Genomic DNA, 20017 nt, shown 5'->3' with positions numbered 1-20017 from the left:
AGCTGCCGATGATCAGCCGCCGAGGCCGCCGAGTCCGGCCTGCTTCGGGGTGACGGTGTCGGCGTCCTCCGGGACCGTGACGTCGATGTCGGCGCCGTAGTCGAAGTAGGTCTGCTCGGTCGAGGACTTCTGGCCCGCGATGTCGAACTCGAGGGTCATCTTGACCGGCCGGTTCTCCTCGTCGATCCACATGTCGAAGGGCATGGTGGCGGGCATCAGCTTGGCCGCCTCGGCCGGCAGACCGAGCACGTCGGCGTAGTTCTTCGTGCTCATCGTCGCCTTGTAGTGGGTGGTCGCGACGCCCTCGATGCTCTCCTCGCCGACCTTCGACAGCGCGGTCAGGTCGCCCATCGCGCGCAGTGCGGCCTCCGGGTCGGCGACCGCGGCGAGTGCGGCCAGCGGGCTGTCGGCGTTGTCGGGGTCGTTGGGGTCGAGCTTGAGCCACTTGCCGGACGGGAGGCCGAGCGAGGTGCCCTTGAGGTAGAGCACACCGGCGGCCACGACGCCCTCGATCTGCTGCGGGCTGTCGGCGCTGCTCTTCACGTGGCCGAACAGCTTGCCGTCGCGGTAGGTCGCCTCGCCCTCCATCACCGCGGACATGCCCGCGGTGGTCGAGCTGGAGCGCGAGCGGTAGGAGCCGGCCTCGACCTGGGCGTCGATGACGGCCTTGTAGAAGCTGGCCTTGTCGAGCTCCTCGCCGGTGCTGCCGGTGTCGTCGCTGCTCCCGGTGGCGTCCGTCGTACCAGCGTCGGTGCCGGCGGACGTCGCGTCGGACGTCTGCTTGCCGGCGGAGCCGCCGGAGCCGGAGTCGTCGCTGTTGCAACCGGTGAGCAGGGTCGCGGCGGCCAGGAAGGCGGCGACGGAGATACGGGCGGTGGAGCGCTTCATCGATGGGTCCTCACGCGTGGGAGTTGACGGTCGCGGTGACAGCGACCTGGTGCAGCATGCCGTCCACCCGTACCTGCACAAACATCCGGTAGGGGCCGGGCTGCTCGAACGTGGTGTGGAAGGTCAGGACGGTCCCGTCGTCGGTCACCTCGGGCGCGCCGAGCGGGTGGACGTGGACGAAGCCGCGGGTGCCGACGGCGAAGCCGGTCAGGTGCGCGGTCGCGCCGAGGTAGCTGCCGAGCGCCAGCGGCTCGCCGTCGGTCGACGTGATCGCGACGCGCAGCCGGCCGTTCGTGCCGACCTCACCCGCGCCGAGCAGCCCGACCTGCACCACGCCGTCGTCGGACGTGCCCGCGGCGTCGCCCTCCGGCACCGGCTCCGGCTTCCAGGCTCCCGCGACCCGCAGCGTCGTACCGAGCACGACGGGGCGCTCGGCGCCCTCCGGGATGAACTCCGCGACCACGCGCCACCGGCCGGGTACGCCGAGGTCGACCCGGCCACGCCAGGTGCCGTCGGACCCGAGCTCGGGGTGGACGTGGCGGAACTGGGCCAGGTCGTCGCGCACGACGTAGAGGTGGAGCAGCTTGGTCTGCTCGGGCGTGTAGTCGGTCAGCGGCGTGCCGGACCTGTCGAGGATCCGGAAGGAGACCTCGCCGGTCGCGGTCGCGCCCGGCAGCCGGACCGCGTCCATCGTGTAGCCGGCGACCGTGGCGCGGGTGCCGTCGCCGAGCGGGTTGAGGCCGGAGGTGGCGCCGTCCTTGACCGGCGTGATGCTGATCCGCTCGGGGCCGGAGGGCTCGTCGCTGGAGCAGGCGGTGAGGCCGGCGGCCAGGGCCAGGCAGGCCAGCGCGGCCGTCGTACGGCGGGTCATGGCGAGACCGTCAGCAGGAGGAAGGCCGCGAGCAGCACCAGGTGCACGATGCCGTTGAGGGGCTTGGCCCGTCCGGGGACGACCGTCAGGATGCCGACGGTCGCGGACAGGGCGAGCAGCACCAGCTGCATCGGCTCGAGCCCGAGCGCGAGGTCGCCCTCGAGCCAGATGGAGGCGACCGCGATGGCCGGGATGGTGAGGCCGATCGACGCCATCGCCGACCCGTAGGCCAGGTTCAGGCTGATCTGGACCCGCTCCCGGGACGCGGCGCGGACGGCGGCGATCGTCTCGGGGAGCAGCACGAGCATGGCGATCACGACGCCGACCACCGCGTGCGGGAATCCGAACCAGTCGACGGCGTCCTCGATCGAGTACGACTCGACCTTCGCCAGGCCGACCACGGTCACGAGCGAGAGGACCAGCAGGGCGAGGCTGCGCTGCGTCTCACGGGTGGTCGGCGGGTCGGCGTGGTCGTCGCCGTCCAGGTCGTTCTCGGTGGTCCACCCGCCGGGCGTGGACGTCGTACCGGGCAGGAAGAAGTCGCGGTGGCGCACGGTCTGGGTGAAGACGAACGAGCCGTAGAGCACGAGCGAGGCGAGCGCCGCGAAGGTGAGCTGGTCGCCGGTGAGCACCGGGCCCTCCTCGCTCGTGGTGAAGGTCGGCACCACGAGGGTCAGGCCGGCGAGGGTGATCACCGTGGCCAGCGCCGAGCCGGTGCCCTCGGGGTTGAACACCGCGAGGTGGTGGCGCAGCGCCCCGACGACCAGGGCGATGCCGACGATGCCGTTGACCGTGATCATCACCGCCGCGAACACGGTGTCGCGCGCCAGGGTGGACGTCTCCCCGTTGCCGGAGACCATGAGCATCACGATCAGGCCGACCTCGATGACCGTCACCGCGACCGCCAGCAGGAGGGAGCCGAACGGCTCGCCGACCTTGTGCGCGACGACCTCGGCGTGGTGGACCGCGGCGAGCACGGCCCCGATCAGGGCGACGCCGATGAGGCTGGCAGCGAGGGGGCCGGGATGGGTTCCCCAGCTGACGCCGAGCACGACGGCGGCGACGGGCGGTGTGTAGACCGTCCACCCCAGACGTCCCGAGGTGGAGGCACTCATGGTGCGGATCCTATGGTGTGTCGCCCAACTCGCGGCGCGCAGTAGTCGCGAGGTGGGTGACACGCCATGAGGGTGCGGACCAGCGACGATGCTCGGCGTACCCGATCACCCTCGTAGAATCGTGGCCATGTCCGTCGAGTCCGTCTTCCCCCGGCTGGAGCCGCACCTGCTGTCGGTCTCCAAGCCGATCCAGTACGTCGGCGGCGAGCTCAACATGGTCACGAAGGACTGGGACGCCGCCGAGGTCCGCTGGGTGCTGATGTACCCCGACGCCTACGAGGTCGGCCTGCCCAACCAGGGCGTCCAGATCCTCTACGAGGTGCTCAACGAGCGTGAGTGGATCCTGGCCGAGCGCACCTACGCCGTGTGGCCGGACATGGAGAAGCTGCTGCGCGAGCAGCAGATCCCGCAGTTCACCGTCGACAACCACCGACCCGTCGGTGCGTTCGACCTGTTCGGCGTGAGCTTCTCGACCGAGCTCGGCTACACCAACCTGCTCAACGCCCTCGACCTGGCGGGCATCCCGCTGCACGCCGTCGACCGCGACGAGACGCACCCCGTGGTGATCGCCGGCGGCCACGCGGCGTTCAACCCCGAGCCCATCTCCGACTTCGTCGACGCCGCCGTGCTCGGTGACGGCGAGGAGGTCGTCCTCAAGATCTCCGAGCTGGTGCGGGAGTGGAAGGGCGAGGGCCGTCCCGGCGGTCGTACCGAGCTGCTGCGGCGCCTCGCCGTGTCCGGCACGGTCTACGTGCCCCGGTTCTACGACGTGAGCTACGCCCCGACCGGCGAGATCGCGGCCGTCGTCCCCAACCACCCCGAGGCCCCCGACCGCGTGCGCAAGCACACGCTGATGGACCTCGACCAGTGGCCCTACCCGCGCAACCCGCTGGTGCCGCTCGCCGAGACCGTCCACGAGCGCTTCTCCGTCGAGATCTTCCGCGGCTGCACCCGCGGCTGCCGCTTCTGCCAGGCCGGCATGATCACGCGACCGGTGCGCGAGCGCTCGATCGAGACCATCGGCGACATGGTCGAGAACGGCATCCGCAAGACCGGCTTCGAGGAGGTCGGACTCCTCTCGCTGTCCTCCGCCGACCACACCGAGATCGGTGACGTCGCCACCGGCCTCGCCGACCGCTACGAGGGCTCGAACATCTCGCTCTCGCTGCCCTCCACGCGCGTCGACGCCTTCAACATCACCCTCGCCAACGAGTTCTCCCGCAACGGTCGGCGCTCCGGCCTGACCTTCGCGCCCGAGGGCGGCAGCGAGCGGATGCGCAAGGTGATCAACAAGATGGTCACCGAGGACGACCTGATCCGTACGGTCGCCACGGCCTACTCCCACGGCTGGCGGCAGGTGAAGCTCTACTTCATGTGCGGCCTGCCGACCGAGACCGACGAGGACGTCCTCCAGATCGCCGAGCTCGCCAAGCGGGTGATCGCGACCGGCCGCGAGGTCTCCGGCCGCAACGACATCCGCTGCACCGTCTCCATCGGCGGCTTCGTCCCCAAGCCGCACACCCCCTTCCAGTGGGCCTCCCAGCTCGACGTCGAGACGACCGACGAGCGGCTGCGCAAGCTGCGCGACAACGTCCGCGCCGACAAGAAGTACGGCCGCGCGATCGGCTTCCGCTACCACGACGGCCAGCCCGGCATCATCGAGGGACTGCTGTCCCGCGGCGACCGCCGCGTCGGCCGGGTCATCGAGCAGGTCTGGCGCGACGGCGGCCGTTTCGACGGCTGGAGCGAGCACTTCTCCTACGAGCGCTGGGTCTCCTCCGCCGAGGCCGCCCTCGAGGGCACCGGCGTCGACCTCGACTGGTTCACCACCCGCGAGCGCGGCTACGACGAGGTGCTCCCCTGGGACCACCTCGACTCGGGCCTCGACAAGGACTGGCTCTGGTCCGACTGGGAGGACGCCCTCGCCGTCGGCGACGGGTCCTCCGACGTCGAGGTCGAGGACTGCCGCTGGACGCCCTGCTACGACTGCGGCGTGTGCCCGGAGATGGGCACGGAGATCCAGATCGGGCCGACGGGGCACAAGCTGCTCCCGCTCAGCGTCGTCTGAGCCCGCGTGGACATCACCACGAGGCTCCGTTCGGGGCAGGGCGACGTCGTCCTCTTCGCGATCACGCCGCCGCGTCGGTCGACGCCGGCCGAGCGGCTGCCGGAGATCGCCCGGGCCACGATCGAGCGGCTCCAGCACCTCGACCTCGACGGGCTGATCCTCTACGACATCGACGACGAGAGCTCGCGCAACCCGGTCGAGCGGCCGTTCCCGTTCAGCCCGACGGTCGACCCGTCGGACTACCGGGCGGCTCACCTGCCGGCGTGGCCGACGCCGGTGGTCGTCTACCGCGCGGTCGGCAAGTACCCGCGCGAGGGCCTGCAGGACTGGATCCGCGAGCAGGACGCCGACCGCACGCTGACGGTGATGGTGGGCGCCGCGTCCAGCGGCACCTCGGCGCCGGTGACGCTCTCCGAGGCCCAGGCGATGCGCGCCGACCTCAACCCGGACCTGCTGCTCGGCGGTGTCGCGATCCCCGAGCGGCACAGCCGCCGCGACAACGAGCACCTGCGGCTGATCGCCAAGCAGGAGGCGGGTTGTCGCTTCTTCGTCACCCAGGTCGTCTACGACCTGAACGCCGCCAAGAACCTCGTGTCGGACTACCGCTACGCGTGCGAGGAGCGCGGACTGGAGCCCGTGCCGATCGTGTTCACCTTCTCGGTCTGCGGCTCGATGAAGACCCTGGAGTTCCTGCGCTGGCTCGGCGTCGACGTGCCGCGGTGGATCGAGAACGACCTGCGCCACGCGAAGAACCCGCTGGCGGCCTCGCTCGACCAGGCGGTCGCGACAGCTGTCGAGCTCGTCGACTTCTGCCGCCGGCTCGGCGTGCCCTTCGGGGTCAACGTGGAGAGCGTCTCGATCCGGCGTGAGGAGATCGAGGCGTCGGTGGAGCTGGCGTCGCAGCTGATCGGCCACCTCAGGGCCGACGCCGCGACCCCATAGCATTTGGTGATCCCTTGGCACCATAGTGCCAACGGGTCATGGCGGGCGGGACCGGAACGCTGCACATTGGCTGCTCATGACCCCCCACCCCCGAAGGCTGTTCAGCCTTGCCGCGCTCACGCTGGTCCTCGGCGCCGCGGCCGTCGTCGCACCCCTGGTCGCCGAGGCGACACCTCCGGCCCCCACGATCACCGTCGTGGCGGCCCCCAACCCGGTCGGCCAGAACGACACCGCCACCCTCACCGTCACCGTCGACCCCGGTCTCACGGGCGAGACGGTCCAGCTCGAGCAGAAGGCGCTCGGCCTGCTGTGGAGCCTGGTCGACTCGACCACGCTCGACGGTGACGCGACCGCGCAGTTCGCCGTGCAGCAGTCCCTCGTCGGCAACTACCAGTACCGCGTGAAGGTCGCCGCCAACGCCAACCACACGGCCGGCACCTCCGCCGTCACCACGCTCGAGGTCCAGACGCTCGGTACGCCGGTCGCCGTGCCGGGCTCCTACCCGTGCGCCGGTGTCTCGCCCGCTGCGTCCATCGTGCGGCCGGGTGGTGGAGCCTGGCAGTGCACGTTCAGCGACGAGTTCTCCGGGACCGCGCTCGACACGACGTACTGGCACGTCGCGACCCAGGGCCTGATGACCCAGCCGAAGACGGAGAAGGCTTGCTTCGGTGACCAGAGCACGGGCAACGTGAAGGTCGAGAACGGCAGCCTGCACCTGACCGCCAGCGTCAAGGCGGCCGCGACCGCCTGCCCGGCGCGCCCGACGAAGTCCTCGCGCAAGTTCGGTGCGACGGTGTGGCACAACACGCCGGACGGCACGAGGCCGACCCTGCAGCAGACCTACGGCTACTACGAGGTGCGCGCCAAGCTGCCGTCGCTGCACGGCGGCACCGAGGGCCGTGCGGTGCTCCCGCCGGCGACGCCGAACTACCCGACCGACACCGCCAAGGGCCTGCAGGAGACCTTCTACCTGTGGCCGACGACCGACCGCTACGGGTTCTGGCCGCTCTCGGGCGAGATGGACTTCGCCGAGTTCTACAGCGCGGCCGGAAACCTGAACGCTCCCGCGATGCACCAGCTCTCGGGAACGACGGGCGGGGGCTGGAAGAGCCCGGGGTGCAACATCGACCCGACCACCGGAGGCAGCGTCGGCGGCTTCAACACCTACAAGTTCCAGTGGACGTCGACCCGGCTCACGACGTGGGTCAACGACAACCCGACGCCCTGCAGCGACCTGGCGATCTCGGGAGGTCCCTTCAACAAGGGCTTCTACCTGATCCTCATGCAGGCTTTCGGCAACGCCGACACCCTCAACGAGTACACGCTGGCACCGGGTGACTTCCCGGACGTCGGCACCACCGAGATCGACTACGTCCGCGTCTGGCAGTAGCCCGGCGCGCAGGAACAGCGTCGGTGGGGCTCGAACGGCTCGGCCCCACCGGCGCTGCACCTCGCTAGCGGCGTGTCCCCTTCGCCGACCCCTTCATCGCCCGGCCGTCCTCCTCGTTGAGCGCGCAGACCGTCACGCGGTCACCGAGCGGCCAGGACTCGCGGGTCGGCGTCCAGCCCTCGTAGGTGTACCGCGAGTCGTCGTACGCCGTGCCGACGTAGCGCCGGAAGGCGCGCTCGCACTTGGGCTGGGCGCGCTCCCAGAGCGTGTCGTTGCCCGGGAAACGGCGGGCGTTCACGTCGACGACGGCGAAGACCTCGCCCGTGTGCGGTCCGGCGCACCGGCGCAGGATGACGCCGGGCAGGTCCTCCTTGCGGCGCGCGTCGTAGCAGTCGCCGACGAGCAGGCGGTCGATGGAGATCACCTTGCCCGGCTCCGGGGCGTGGGCGCGTCCCGACCCGGCCAGCGTCCCGGTGACGCGGCCCTCGGGGTCGCCGACGGCGCACTGGATCTCCCGGTCGCCCCCGAACTGCCAGGTCGTCCTCGTCGGGTAGTAGAAGAAGACGTCGTACGGCGACGCGGAGTACCGCACGCCGGCGAAGTCCGCGAACAGCAGCACGCACTCGCGGGTACGCCGGTCGATGGCCGCCTTGCCCGGGAACTCCTCGCCCGGGACGCGGAGGACCGCGAAGATCTCGGCGTCGTGCGGCTCGCCGCAGGGGACGCGCTCGATCTCGGCCGTCAGCATCTCGCCGTCACCGTCGAGCGTGCGGAGGTCGGGGTCGTCGACGCAGTCGCCCTTGTCGAGCTCGTCGTGGTCGACCAGGTCGCGCGAGGCCTTCTCCTGCGCGTCCTCGATGCCGTCACGGACGCCGGCGACGATGCTCGGGACGGCGAGGCCCTGGAGCGCGGTGAGGAGGACACCGACCGCGGCGCTCACGACGGCGACCCAGCGCGGGCGGAACCTGCGCCGTACCAACGCCACGACGGCGACCACGGCCCCCGCGAGCGGCGCCAGCGGGATGCAGAGCAGCACGCTGAGGCCGAGGCCCGTCCACCCGAGCGCGGTGTCGTTGCCGGGCGGCGGGGGCGGTGGCGGCGTGTACGCCGGCGGTGGGGGAGCCGGGTGGCCGGTCACGCGGTGTCGCGCTCGCCGGCGTCGTCGATCGGGCCGTCCAGCTGTCCGCTGTTGGGCTCGAGGTAGCAGTAGAAGCGGTCGCCGCTCTCCGGGTCGTCCTCGTCGAAGGCGTCGATCGACAGGTCGGCGCTGTAGTCGCCGCTCTCGATCGCGCTGCGGTACGCCGGCGCGAGGCCGGGCAGCCCGCCGCAGAACTCCTCGTCGCTGACCAGGTCGTAGAGCTCGGCGAGGTCGGAGTCGAACGTCCCGACCCAGATCACCTCGCCGTCGTGCGGCTCCGAGCAGCTGGCCTCGAGCTGGTCGTCGAGGAAGTCGAGGTTCAGGCAGTCGCCGACCTTCGCCTCGTCCTCCCAGAGCGTGCGGCTGCCCATCACGACGGCGAGCACGGCGAAGGCGATCATCGCGAGCGTCACCACGGTGCCGATGACCAGGCCCGCCACCGCCGCCCAGCGCCCGCTGCGCCGGCCGCCCTTCGTGCGCACGATCCCGGCGATGCCGAGCCCGACGCCGATCGGTGCGGCGCAGCAGGTCAGCGAGCAGACGAAGGCCGCGATCGAGATGCCGTCAGTGCCGCCGCCGGGCTTGCCGGCCCCGGACCCGTAGACGTGGTAGCCGCCGTACGGGTTCGGGGGCGGCGGGCCGCCGGGCGGCTCCCACTGGCTCAGAGCAGAGGCTCCGTCAGCTGGTCGGAGGGCTCGACATAGCAGACCAGGTGGTCACCCTTCTCGACCTTCTTCGGGTCCTCGATGACGGCCTTGACGTCCTGGAGGTGGGCGGACAGCTTGGCGAGGTCCTCGGCGGCGATGGCCGTGGCGCAGTAGCCGGCCATGCTCGACTTGATCTCCTCGATGTTGCTGCTGTCGACCTTCGCGATGCCGACGATCTCGGCGTCGTGCTTCTCGGTGCATTCCTTCTTGTAGAGGAAGATCGTGTCGTCGTTCTCGTCGACGTCGACGCACTGGCCGACCTCGGCGTTGCCCGGGGTGACGACCTTGTCGGCGAAGAAGACGCCGACGGCGATCAGGCTCGCGGTCGCGATGCTCATGATGACGCCGATGATGATCGCCGCGATCGCGAGGCCGCGGCCCTTGCGCTGGCCGCCCTTGGTGCGCCGGATGCCGACGATGCCGAGGATCACGCCGATCGGCGCCAGGCAGCACAGGAAGCTGAGGACCAGCGCCGCGATCGACAGGCCGTCGGTCTTCGGGGGCATGCTGTCGCCGCCGCCCGGGAAGCCGCCCGGAGGCGGGCCGAACCCGCCGCCGTAGCCGCCACCTGCACCGCCGCCGTAGCCACCCGCCGGGGGCGGGGGAGGCGGGGTCTGGCCGGACGGGGGGCCGTACGGGTTGCTGCCCGAGTTGCTGCCGTAGGGATCGCTCACGCCGCAACCCTAGTGGGAGAGGATCGTGGACGTGGTGGAGTTCTCCGACGACGTACGACGGCGCCGGCTTGCCGTGCGCCACGGCCTCGCCCGCCCGCACGACGGCGTGGAGGCCGCGACGCGGGCGATGACGGTGCTGCACGCGACCGAGGCCGCCACCGTCCACCTGGCGCTCCGGGCGCGGGTCGAGGGCGTGACGGTGGCCGACGTCGACCGGGCGTTGTACGACGAGCGCAGCCTGGTCAAGCAGCTCGCGGTGCGCCGGACCCTCTTCGTGCTGCCGCGCGACCTGCTGCCCGCGGCGTGGGGGAGCGCGGCCCGCCGGGTCGCGGTCCAGCAGCGGGCGCTGATGGTCAAGGACCTCGTGGCCGGCGGGGTCGCGGACCCGGAGGCGTGGCTCGCGACCGCGGAGGCCGACGTGCTCGGGCTGCTCGGCGACGGGACGCCGCGGACGACGGCGGAGGTCCGCCAGCAGGTGGCGTCGCTCGCCGGGACGGTCCAGCGCGGGACCCCCGGGTCGAGGTGGGCCGCCGAGGTGCCCCTCGCGCCGCGGGTGATGACCCTCCTCGGGGCCGAGGGACGCATCGTGCGCGCCGCGAACGCCGGGCACTGGCGCCTCAACAAGCCGGCCTGGACCACCACGGAGCAGTGGTTGGGCGAGGTGCCCGAGCCCCTCGACGAGGCCGCCGGGTACGCCGAGCTGGTCCGCCGCTGGCTCGCCACCTTCGGCCCCGGCACCGAGGCCGACGTCGTCTGGTGGCTGGGCGCGACCAAGACCGCGGTGCGCCGGGCGCTCGCGGACGTCGGAGCGGTCGAGGTCGAGCTGGCGGACGGCTCCGGCTGGGTGCTGCCCGACGACACCACGCCGCTCTCGCCGGCGGAGGCCGCGGTCGAGCCGTGGGCCGCGCTGCTGCCCACGCTGGACCCGACGGTGATGGGCTGGAAGGAGAGGTCCTTCTACCTCGACGCCGCCGACACGCCGTACCTCTTCGACAGCAACGGCAACGCCGGCAACACCGCTTGGTACGACGGCCGGATCGTCGGCTGCTGGGTCCAGGACGACGACGCCCGGGTGCACCTCGTGCTCAGCGACGACGTCCCCGCCGCCGGCCGCTCCTTGCTCGAGGAGCAGGCCGCTCGCCTCACCGCCTGGCTCGACGGCACGCGGATCACCAACGTGTACGCCTCGCCGCAGATGCGCGGTGCCCGGCTGCCCTGACCTACGATTCGCTCCCGTGAGTCGTCAGCAGCCCGAGCAGCAGGCACCGCCGGTCCAGAAGCTCCGGATCCGGTACGCCAAGCGCGGCCGGCTCCGCTTCACCAGCCACCGCGACGTCAGCCGCGCCATCGAGCGCGGCGTGGTCCGCGCCGCGATCCCGATGGCCTACTCGTCCGGCTTCCACCCGCACCCGCGCATCTCGTACGCCGGCGCCTCGCCGACGGGCGCCGCCAGCGAGGCGGAGTACGTCGAGCTCGGGCTCGCCGAGGTGCGCGACCCCGCCGAGATCGGCGCCGCGCTGGACGCCGTGCTGCCCGACGGGCTCGACGTCGTCGCGACGGTCGACGCGGCCGCATCCACGGCCGGCTCGCTGTCCGACCTGCTGACCGCCAGCCACTGGCTCATCGACCTCGGCGACACGCCGACGGAGCAGGTGGCCGCGGCCGTCGCCGCCTTCCTCGGGACCGAGTCGGTCACGGTGGAGCGGATGACGAAGAAGGGCCTGCGCAGCTTCGACTGCCGCGCGGCCGTGGTCCGCCTCGCCGTCACCGCGGACGGCGCCCTCGACCTGCTCCTGGAGCACACGGTGCCCGCGGTCCGGCCCGACGACGTGCTCACCGGGCTCCGCGAGGTGGGCGGTCTCGACGTACCCCTGACCGCGCTGCTGACCCGTCTCGCGCAGGGCGTGCTCGACCGCACCGACGAGTCGATCGGCGACCCGCTGGCCCTGCGGTGATGTCCGCGCCCTGAGAGCCGTGTGCGATACTCGCCACAGATCACCCCGCGCGCGTCCCACCGGACAGCGCCCGACGATCTGACGACGTTCTCGCCGCCCGGCAGGCAACTGACCAGACGGCACGGTGGAGATCGGACACCCGCCAGACGCGACGCACACGGCGACCGCGGCAGGCGAGGGCCCGAGATCCAGTGACGCTCCGCGGAGGGTGTCGTCCCACGAAGGCTTACGACACCGCGCGTCGCGCGAGTGCCGATGACACCCCGGCTGCCGAGCAGCCGGGTGGAGGAGTAGCGCAATGACCGACGCGCCCACCGACGCCCTGAACGAGACTCCCGAGTCCGTTCCCGCGTCCGCGACCGCCACCGAGACCCCCGCCCCTGCAGCCGAGGCGCCCGCCGCCGAGGCGCCCGCGAAGCCGGCCAAGAAGGCTGCTGCGAAGAAGGCACCGGCGAAGAAGGCCCCGGCCAAGAAGGCGGCGGCGAAGAAGACCACCGCGAAGGCCGCCCCCGCCGAGGGCGCCGACGGCGAGGCCCCGGCCAAGCCGGCCAGGAAGGCCCCGGCCAAGAAGGCCGCCGCGAAGAAGACCACCGCGAAGGCGACGGCGAAGGCCAAGCCCGCCGACTCCGAGCAGCTCGTGCTCACCCCCGAGGTGGAGGCGCCCGCCGAGGCCGCGGCCGCCGCTGAGACGTCCGGGGCCACCGAGGCGCCGTCGGCCGCCGTGCTGTTCCAGGCGCCGCCGAAGGTGACCACCCGCAAGCGCTCCCAGGCCAAGCCGAAGCCCAAGGTCGAGGAGCCCACGGAGGAGCCGGCCGAGGACCCCGTCGACGACGAGGCCGCCGAGGCTGTCGAGGCCGTCGAGACGCCTGAGGTCGCCGACGCCGAGACCCCCGAGACCCCCGAGACCCTCGAGACCCCGGAGGCGGACGCCGACGGCGAGGAGTCCGACGAGGACGACGACGAGGACGACGAGACCGAGGGCGCCGACGGCCCCAACGGTCCTGCGCGCCGCCGTCGCCGCCGTGGCGGCCGTCGCCGCCGCAAGCCGGCCGGTGCCGGCCAGGGTGGCCAGGACGGCGACGACGCCGAGGGCGACGAGGACGAGGACGACGAGTCCACTGAGGCCGCCGCCGACGCACCCGCCGAGGGCCAGGCCGGCAACAGGTCGGGCAACCGGTCGGGCAACGCGAACAGCAACCGGAACGGCAACCGGAACGGCCCCAAGTCCGGCAACGCCGCCGGTGACAAGCCCGGTGACAAGGCCGGTGACAAGGCCGCCGCCAAGTCCGACGGCGAGGGCGAGTCCGCCGAGTCCGGCGACGACGCCGAGGACAACGAGGGCGGCCAGGGTGGCCAGGGCAGCAGCTCGTCGCGCCGCCGGCGCCGCCGTCGTCGCGCCGGTGAGGGCGGCGGGGGAGACGACTCCGGCGACGATCCGGAGAACACCGTCACCCGGGTCCGCAAGCCGCGCTCGGCCGACGACGAGATCACCTCGATCGCCGGCTCGACCCGCCTCGAGGCGAAGAAGCAGCGCCGTCGCGAGGGTCGCGAGGCCGGCCGCCGGCGCGTACCGATCGTCAGCGAGGCCGAGTTCCTCGCGCGCCGCGAGTCCGTCGAGCGCGTGATGGCGGTCCGCCAGCGCAAGGACCTCACCCAGATCGCGGTCCTCGAGGACAAGGTCCTCGTCGAGCACTACGTCGCCCGCGAGTCGCAGACCTCGCTGATCGGCAACGTCTACCTCGGCCGGGTCCAGAACGTCCTGCCCTCGATGGAGGCCGCCTTCATCGACATCGGCAAGGGCCGCAACGCCGTCCTGTACGCCGGCGAGGTCAACTGGGCCGCGCTCGGCCACAAGGAAGGCGCGCCGCGCAAGATCGAGTCGGTCCTGCAGTCCGGCCAGACCGTCCTGGTGCAGGTCTCCAAGGACCCGGTCGGCCACAAGGGCGCCCGGCTCACCAGCCAGGTCAGCCTCGCCGGCCGGTTCCTGGTCTACGTGCCCGACGGCACCACCTCCGGCATCTCCCGCAAGCTGCCCGACACCGAGCGCTCGCGGCTGAAGAACCTCCTCAAGGAGATCGTCCCCGACACCGCGGGCGTCATCGTCCGCACGGCCGCGGAGGGCGCGTCCGAGGACGAGCTGACCCGCGACGTCGAGCGCCTCAAGGCGCGCTGGGAGGACATCGAGGCCAAGGTCGCCAAGGGCAACGCCCCGCAGCTGCTCTACGGAGAGCCGGACCTCACGCTCAAGGTGGTCCGCGACCTGTTCACCGAGGACTTCGCCAAGCTCGTCGTCCAGGGTGACGAGGCGTGGAAGACGGTGAGCGACTACGTCGACCAGGTCGCGCCCGACCTCGCTGAACGACTGGAGCGCCACGACCCGTCCGGCGGCGCGCCCGACCTGTTCTCGCAGTACCGGATCGACGAGCAGATCGCCAAGGGCCTCGACCGCAAGGTGTGGCTGCCCTCCGGCGGCTCGCTGGTCATCGACCGCACCGAGGCGATGACCGTCGTCGACGTCAACACCGGCAAGTTCACCGGCTCCGGGGGCAACCTCGAGGAGACGGTCACCAAGAACAACCTCGAGGCCGCGGAGGAGATCGTCCGCCAGCTCCGGCTGCGCGACATCGGCGGCATCATCGTCGTCGACTTCATCGACATGGTGCTCGAGTCCAACCGCGACCTCGTGCTGCGCCGGATGGTCGAGTGCCTCGGCCGTGACCGGACCCGCCACCAGGTCGCCGAGGTGACCTCGCTCGGCCTGGTGCAGATGACGCGCAAGCGGATCGGCACCGGCCTGCTCGAGGCCTTCAGCGAGAACTGCTCGCACTGCCAGGGCCGCGGCATCGTGGTCCACGACCTCCCGGTCGAGCCCAAGCGCAGTGCCGGTGGCAACGGCGGTGGCAACGGCGGCAACGCTGGCAACGCTGGCAACAGCGGTGGTGACGGCGACGAGCCGCGCCGCAACAACCGCCGCCGCAAGGGCCGGGGCCAGGGCGGCGAGAACGCCGCGGACAGCACGTCCGAGGGCAGCGACGCCGCCCCGAAGCCGGTGCCGACCCCGAAGGACGTCGCCGCGATGGCCAAGCACCACGACGACGAGGCTCCTGCCGAGGGTGAGGTGGCCGCGGTCCCCGTGCCCGAGGTCGTCGAGGCGGCCGCGGAGGTGGAGGTCGTCGTCGAGGACGCTCCGGTCGAGGAGGCCCCGGTCGAGGACGCTCCGGTCGAGGACGCTGCGGTCGAGGACGCTCCGGTCGAGGACGCTCCCGCGGAGGAGGTCGTCGAGGCGGCCGCCCCGCTCGAGGAGCCCGAGGCCGTCGTACCCGAGCCGGAGGTCGAGCCGACGCCGGAGCCGGTCGCGACCACCACGGTCGTCACCCGGACCCGCACCCGCCGCAGTGCCGCCTCCCGACCGGCCGGACCCCCGCCCGCGGTGGAGGCTGCCGAGGAGACGCCGGCCGAGACGCCCGCCGAGACGTCCGACGGGTCGGCCGACGCGGACGAGCCGGCCGCGACCGACGAGCCGCACGTCGAGCACGTGCCCATCAAGAAGAAGGGCGGAGCGCGCAAGCGCTGAGCCCAGCTCGACCCCCAGTGCGACCCTGGGCGGCGCCGGGCCCCGCTGTTTTGGCGGAATCCCGGCGCCACCCGTACTATTGGTCGTCGGTGCGCCGCCGAGGCGCGCCGTTTCTGCTGGCACCCGGCACCCCAACCGGATTGCTGTGTGTGCCGCAGGCCCGAGACTTTCGGACAGACGTTGATGATTAAGGAGCCCGCGGTGGTGTACGCGATCGTGCGCGCAGGCGCGAAGCAGGAGAAGGTCGCTGTCGGCGACGTCATCGAGATCGACAAGGTCTCCACGCCGGTCGGCGACACCCTGACCCTGCCGGTCGTGCTCGCGGTGGACGGCGAGACCGTCACCGCCACCGGCCTGGACAAGGCGACCGTCACGGTCGAGGTCCTCGGTGCCACGAAGGGCCCGAAGATCATCATCCAGAAGTACAAGAACAAGACCGGCTACAAGAAGCGCCAGGGTCACCGCCAGAAGTACACCCAGGTCAAGGTCACCGACATCTCGCTCTGAGCCCTCCAGCTCGGCACACTCCGAAGGACTGAAACATGGCACACAAGAAGGGCGCAGCGTCCACCAAGAACGGTCGCGACTCCAATGCCCAGCGCCTCGGCGTCAAGCGCTTCGGCGGCCAGCTGGTCAACGCCGGCGAGATCATCGTTCGCCAGCGCGGCACCCACTTCCACCCCGGTTCGGGTGTCGGTCGTGGCAAGGACGACACGCTGTTCGCGCTGATCCCCGGCTCGGTCGACTTCGGCAAGAAGCGCGGCCGTCGGGTCGTCAACATCCTCCCGGGCGAGTGAGCTGACGCTCACCCTGCTCCGGCATCGAAGGGCGTCCCCGTGTGGGGCGCCCTTCGTCCATTTGGTTTCGAGGCTCGCGAGCTCGCACCTCAACCACCGATTTTGAAAAGATGAACTCATGGCCGTGCCCACCTTCGTCGACCGCGTGACCCTCTCCGTGTCAGCCGGTCGAGGCGGCAACGGCGTCGCGTCGGTCCACCGCGAGAAGTTCAAGCCGCTCGGCGGCCCCGACGGCGGCAACGGCGGCCCCGGCGGCTCGATCATCCTGCGCGTCGACCCCGACGTGACCACGCTGCTCGACTACCACCACAGCCCGCGCCGCAAGGCCGAGCACGGCGGCCACGGCGCCGGCGACCGGCGCAACGGCGCCCACGGCGCCGACCTGGTCCTCGCCGTCCCCGCCGGCACGGTCGTCAAGCAGCGCAACGGCGAGGTGATCGCCGACCTGGTGATCCCCGGCACCGAGATCGTCGTCGCCCAGGGCGGCCGTGGTGGCCTCGGCAACGCCGCGCTGGCGTCCAAGTCGCGCAAGGCCCCCGGCTTCGCGCTGCTCGGCGAGCCCGGCGACGAGCTCGACGTCGTGCTCGAGCTCAAGGTCGTCGCCGACATCGGCCTGGTCGGCTTCCCGAGCGCGGGCAAGTCCAGCCTGATCGCGGCGATCTCGCGGGCCCGGCCCAAGATCGCCGACTACCCCTTCACCACCCTGGTCCCGAACCTCGGCGTGGTGACCGCGGGCGAGACGACCTTCACCGTCGCCGACGTCCCCGGCCTGATCGAGGGTGCGGCCGAGGGCCGCGGCCTCGGCCACGACTTCCTGCGCCACATCGAGCGCTGCGCCGCACTGGTCCACGTCCTCGACACGGCCACCCTCGAGCCGGGCCGCAACCCCGCCGACGACCTCGACGTCATCGAGGACGAGCTCAGCCGGTACGGCGGCCTCGAGGACCGCCCGCGCCTGGTGGCCCTCAACAAGGTCGACGTCCCCGACGGCCGGGGCATCGCGGAGCTGGTCACCGACGAGCTGCGCGAGCGCGGCCTGCGCGTCTTCGAGATCTCCGCCGTGTCCGGTGAGGGCACCCGCGAGCTCATCTACGCGATGGCCGAGCTGGTCACCGAGGCACGCCGTGCCCGCGCCGCCGACATCCCGGCCCGCATCGTGGTCCGGCCCAAGGCCGTCGACGACGACGGCTTCACGGTCAAGCGCACCGGCGCCGGCTGGCGCGTGGTCGGCACCAAGCCCGAGCGCTGGGTGCGCCAGACCGACTTCAGCAACGACGAGGCCGTCGGCTACCTCGCCGACCGGCTCAACCGGCTCGGCGTCGAGGCCAAGCTGCTCCAGCTCGGTGCGGAGGAGGGCGACGCCGTCCTCATCGGTCCCACCGACAACTCGGTCGTGTTCGACTTCAAGCCCGGCATCGACGCGGGCGCGGAGAACCTCTCCCGGCGCGGCGAGGACGACCGCTTCCACGAGCAGCGTCCCGCTGCCTCCCGCCGTCGCGAGATCCAGGAGAACATGGACGACCGCGGCGAGACCGAGACCCGCGCCGACGTCGCCCGCCGTCTCGACCGTCCCGACGAGTACGGCCCGTTGGCCTACGAGATCGGCTCGGAGGAGGACCCGGACGTCGTCGCGGCCACCGACGAGACGGATTGGGCCGAGGACGACCCCGGTGAGTGAGCGGGCGGTCGTCACCGGCGCCCGGCGGATCGTCGTCAAGGTCGGCTCGTCCTCCCTGACGACCGCCGAGGGCGGCATCGACCCCGACCGGATCAGCACGCTCGTCGACGTCCTCGCGGCCGCGCGTGCGCGCGGGGCCGAGGTGGTGCTGGTGTCGTCCGGGGCCATCGCCGCGGGGCTGGCGCCGCTCGGGCTGAGGAAGCGTCCGCGCGGGCTCGCCGCCCAGCAGGCCGCGGCCTCGGTGGGCCAGGGCCTGCTCGTGCACCGCTACACCGAGGAGCTCGCCCGCCACGGCCTCACCGCCGGGCAGGTGCTGCTCACCCTCGACGACGTCACCCGGCGCTCGCACTACCGCAACGCGTCGCAGACCTTCACCAAGCTGCTCGAGCTGGGCGTCATCCCGATCGTCAACGAGAACGACACGGTCGCGACCACCGAGATCCGGTTCGGCGACAACGACCGCCTCGCGGCCCTGGTCGCGCACCTGGTCCACGCCGACCTGCTGGTGCTGCTCTCCGACGTCGACGGGTTGTACGACGGCCCGCCGTCGCGTCCCGGGACCCGCCTCATCGCCGACGTCCGGGATGCGGGGGACCTCGCCGAGGTGACCATCGGGTCGGCCGGCGCCGCGGGCGTGGGCACCGGCGGCATGGTCACCAAGGTGGAGGCGGCCTCGATCGCCACCGGCGCCGGGATCCCGGTCGTGCTCACCTCCGCCGACAACGCCGCCGCCGCGGTCGCCGGTGACGAGGTCGGCACGCTCTTCCACGCGACCGGCAAGCGCCGCCCCACCCGCCTGCTCTGGCTGCGCCACGCCACCGAGGGCAAGGGCGCGCTGGTGCTCGACCCGGGTGCCGTGCGCGCCGTCGTCGAGCGCCGGGCCTCGCTGCTCGCCGCCGGCATCACCGGGGTCCAGGGCGAGTTCTCGGCCGGCGACCCCGTCGACCTGGTCGACCCCGACGGCGTCGTCGTCGGTCGTGGCCTCGTGAACTTCGACGCGACCGAGATCCCGAACCTGCTGGGTCGGTCGTCGAAGGAGCTCAAGCGCGAGCTCGGCGCGGGCTACGAGCGCGAGGTCATCCACCGCGACGACCTCGTCGTCCTCTAGCTCCCCACGACCCGCATCAGCACCCGCCGGAACACCGGGTCCGGCACCAGCGCCGAGAGCCGGTGCAGCACCTCCGGCGCCTCGACCGCGCGTCCGGCGGCCCGCGAGGCGCGCGCCACCCGCCCGACGGTACGCCGGCGGCGCGCCTCGAACGCCGCGAACGCCACCGCCGGTGACGCTCCGGTCGCGGCCAGCAGCGACGCCAGCAGCGCCGCGTCGACCAGCGCCTGGCAGCCACCCTGGCCGAGGTTCGGTCGCATCGGATGGGCCGCGTCGCCGATCACCACGACCGGCCCGTCGGTCCACCGTCGCAACCGGTCGCGGTCCATCACGTCGTTGCGGCTGACCGTCCCGGGCTCGGCCGCGGCGAGGGCCCGCCGCACGGGCTCGGGCCAGTCCGCGAAGGCGGTCCGCAGGTGCGCGAGCTCGTCGGGCGCCGTACCGCCGGCCGGCTCGGGAAGGGTCGCGAACCAGTAGCTCTCGCCGCGGTCGAGGGGCACCACGCCGAACTCGCGGCCCTCGCCCCAGACCTGGAACGGCTCGAGCCCGTCGGCCCGGGTCAGGCCGCGCCAGGCCGGGTAGCCGGCGTACCGCTCGCCGAGCCCGGGCTGCAGCGTGCGCGCGACCTGCGACCGGTAGCCGTCGGCGCCGACCAGCGCGGCGGCGTCGAGCGGCCCCGCCGCGGTCAGCACCCGCACCCCGCCGGAGGTCCGTTCGTGGCCGGTGACCGCGGTCCCGAAGCTCACCGTTCCCGGTGCGACCCGACCGTGGAGGATCTCGACCAGCTCGCCCCGTCGTACGGCGAGCAGCGGCACGTCGAGCCTGCGCAGCACCCGCCCGTCCCGCGCCCGGATCGAGCCCGGCCCGACCGCGTGCCCAGCGGCCCGCAGGTCCGCGCCGACGCCGATCCTGTCGAGGGCCGCCAGCGCCGCGGGCCACAGGGTGATCGCGCCGCCCGTGCTGCCCAGCGCCGGCCGCTCGTCGAGCAGCACGCACGACCACGACGAGCCGGCGTTCCGCAGCCCGGCTGCGAGCGCGAGCCCGGCGATGCCGGCGCCTGCGATCACCAGCTGCTCGTCGGCCACGGCGTCACCGTAGCCGTCGGTGGGCCC

Annotated in this window: 17 protein-coding genes; 10 read left to right on the top strand and 7 right to left on the bottom strand. The window is 72.4% G+C overall.

Annotation, left to right across the window (positions count from 1 at the left end):
* Positions 1-12 precede the first annotated feature (12 nt).
* The 3 genes from ASE20_RS19035 to ASE20_RS19025 are packed head-to-tail and all read right to left on the bottom strand — an operon-like array spanning position 13 to position 2874.
* Complete coding sequence (locus ASE20_RS19035; protein WP_056896128.1) at positions 13-888, bottom strand: LppX_LprAFG lipoprotein; 876 nt, start codon at positions 886-888, stop codon at positions 13-15.
* A 10-nt stretch (positions 889-898) separates the two neighbouring features.
* Complete coding sequence (locus ASE20_RS19030) at positions 899-1759, bottom strand: hypothetical protein (protein WP_056896127.1); 861 nt, start codon at positions 1757-1759, stop codon at positions 899-901.
* Complete coding sequence (locus ASE20_RS19025) at positions 1756-2874, bottom strand: calcium:proton antiporter (RefSeq protein ID WP_056896126.1); 1119 nt, start codon at positions 2872-2874, stop codon at positions 1756-1758. Before ASE20_RS19025 ends, ASE20_RS19030 begins: the two co-directional genes overlap by 4 nt.
* 127 nt (positions 2875-3001) lie before the next feature.
* Between ASE20_RS19025 and ASE20_RS19020 the strand changes: the two genes are divergently transcribed.
* The 3 genes from ASE20_RS19020 to ASE20_RS19010 all read left to right on the top strand — a co-directional run bounded on the left by ASE20_RS19020 (position 3002) and on the right by ASE20_RS19010 (position 7274).
* Positions 3002-4942 carry a TIGR03960 family B12-binding radical SAM protein gene (locus tag ASE20_RS19020; RefSeq protein WP_056896399.1) on the top strand — a complete coding sequence of 647 codons (1941 nt, stop codon included), beginning with the start codon at positions 3002-3004 and terminating at the stop codon, positions 4940-4942.
* A 6-nt stretch (positions 4943-4948) separates the two neighbouring features.
* Positions 4949-5884, top strand: coding sequence for a methylenetetrahydrofolate reductase (locus tag ASE20_RS19015; protein ID WP_056896125.1), 936 nt, complete (start codon positions 4949-4951; stop codon positions 5882-5884).
* Positions 5885-5960: 76 nt separating this feature from the next.
* Entirely contained in the window at positions 5961-7274 is a 1314-nt protein-coding gene (locus tag ASE20_RS19010) for a glycoside hydrolase family 16 protein (protein WP_056896124.1), read from the top strand.
* A gap of 64 nt (positions 7275-7338) precedes the next feature.
* Here ASE20_RS19010 and ASE20_RS19005 read toward each other — a convergent pair whose 3' ends face one another.
* From ASE20_RS19005 to ASE20_RS18990, 3 genes are all read right to left on the bottom strand, one after another.
* Entirely contained in the window at positions 7339-8412 is a 1074-nt protein-coding gene (locus tag ASE20_RS19005; protein WP_056896123.1) for a septum formation family protein, read from the bottom strand.
* Complete coding sequence (locus ASE20_RS19000) at positions 8409-8894, bottom strand: hypothetical protein (protein WP_157538701.1); 486 nt, start codon at positions 8892-8894, stop codon at positions 8409-8411. Before ASE20_RS19000 ends, ASE20_RS19005 begins: the two co-directional genes overlap by 4 nt.
* Positions 8895-9073: 179 nt before the next feature.
* Positions 9074-9793 (bottom strand): DUF4190 domain-containing protein, encoded by a 720-nt coding sequence (locus ASE20_RS18990; RefSeq protein ID WP_056896120.1) that lies wholly within the window; start codon positions 9791-9793, stop codon positions 9074-9076.
* Between the two features lie 31 nt (positions 9794-9824).
* Between ASE20_RS18990 and ASE20_RS18985 the strand changes: the two genes are divergently transcribed.
* From ASE20_RS18985 to proB, 7 genes are all read left to right on the top strand, one after another.
* Positions 9825-11012, top strand: a complete 1188-nt coding sequence (locus tag ASE20_RS18985; RefSeq protein WP_056896398.1) for a winged helix DNA-binding domain-containing protein — start codon at positions 9825-9827, stop codon at positions 11010-11012.
* A 16-nt stretch (positions 11013-11028) separates the two neighbouring features.
* Positions 11029-11748, top strand: coding sequence for a TIGR03936 family radical SAM-associated protein (locus tag ASE20_RS18980; protein ID WP_056896119.1), 720 nt, complete (start codon positions 11029-11031; stop codon positions 11746-11748).
* A gap of 298 nt (positions 11749-12046) precedes the next feature.
* Entirely contained in the window at positions 12047-15322 is a 3276-nt protein-coding gene (locus ASE20_RS18975; protein ID WP_056896118.1) for an Rne/Rng family ribonuclease, read from the top strand.
* 204 nt (positions 15323-15526) lie between these two features.
* Entirely contained in the window at positions 15527-15829 is a 303-nt protein-coding gene (rplU, locus tag ASE20_RS18970; RefSeq protein ID WP_082612674.1) for a 50S ribosomal protein L21, read from the top strand.
* 35 nt (positions 15830-15864) lie between these two features.
* Positions 15865-16119 carry a 50S ribosomal protein L27 gene (gene rpmA / locus ASE20_RS18965; RefSeq protein WP_056896116.1) on the top strand — a complete coding sequence of 85 codons (255 nt, stop codon included), beginning with the start codon at positions 15865-15867 and terminating at the stop codon, positions 16117-16119.
* A 118-nt stretch (positions 16120-16237) separates the two neighbouring features.
* Positions 16238-17797, top strand: coding sequence for a GTPase ObgE (gene obgE, locus ASE20_RS18960; RefSeq protein ID WP_056896115.1), 1560 nt, complete (start codon positions 16238-16240; stop codon positions 17795-17797).
* On the top strand, positions 17790-18905 hold the full coding sequence (gene proB, locus ASE20_RS18955) for a glutamate 5-kinase (protein ID WP_056896114.1): 1116 nt from the start codon (positions 17790-17792) through the stop codon (positions 18903-18905). Before obgE ends, proB begins: the two co-directional genes overlap by 8 nt.
* Here proB and ASE20_RS18950 read toward each other — a convergent pair.
* Positions 18902-19990, bottom strand: a complete 1089-nt coding sequence (locus ASE20_RS18950) for an FAD-dependent monooxygenase (RefSeq protein WP_056896113.1) — start codon at positions 19988-19990, stop codon at positions 18902-18904. The genes proB and ASE20_RS18950 overlap by 4 nt on opposite strands.
* Positions 19991-20017: the final 27 nt, after the last annotated feature.

This window comes from Nocardioides sp. Root240, from assembly GCF_001428825.1.
Classification (GTDB): Bacteria; Actinomycetota; Actinomycetes; order Propionibacteriales; family Nocardioidaceae; genus Nocardioides.
This window is presented reverse-complemented; position numbering and strand designations above follow the sequence as displayed.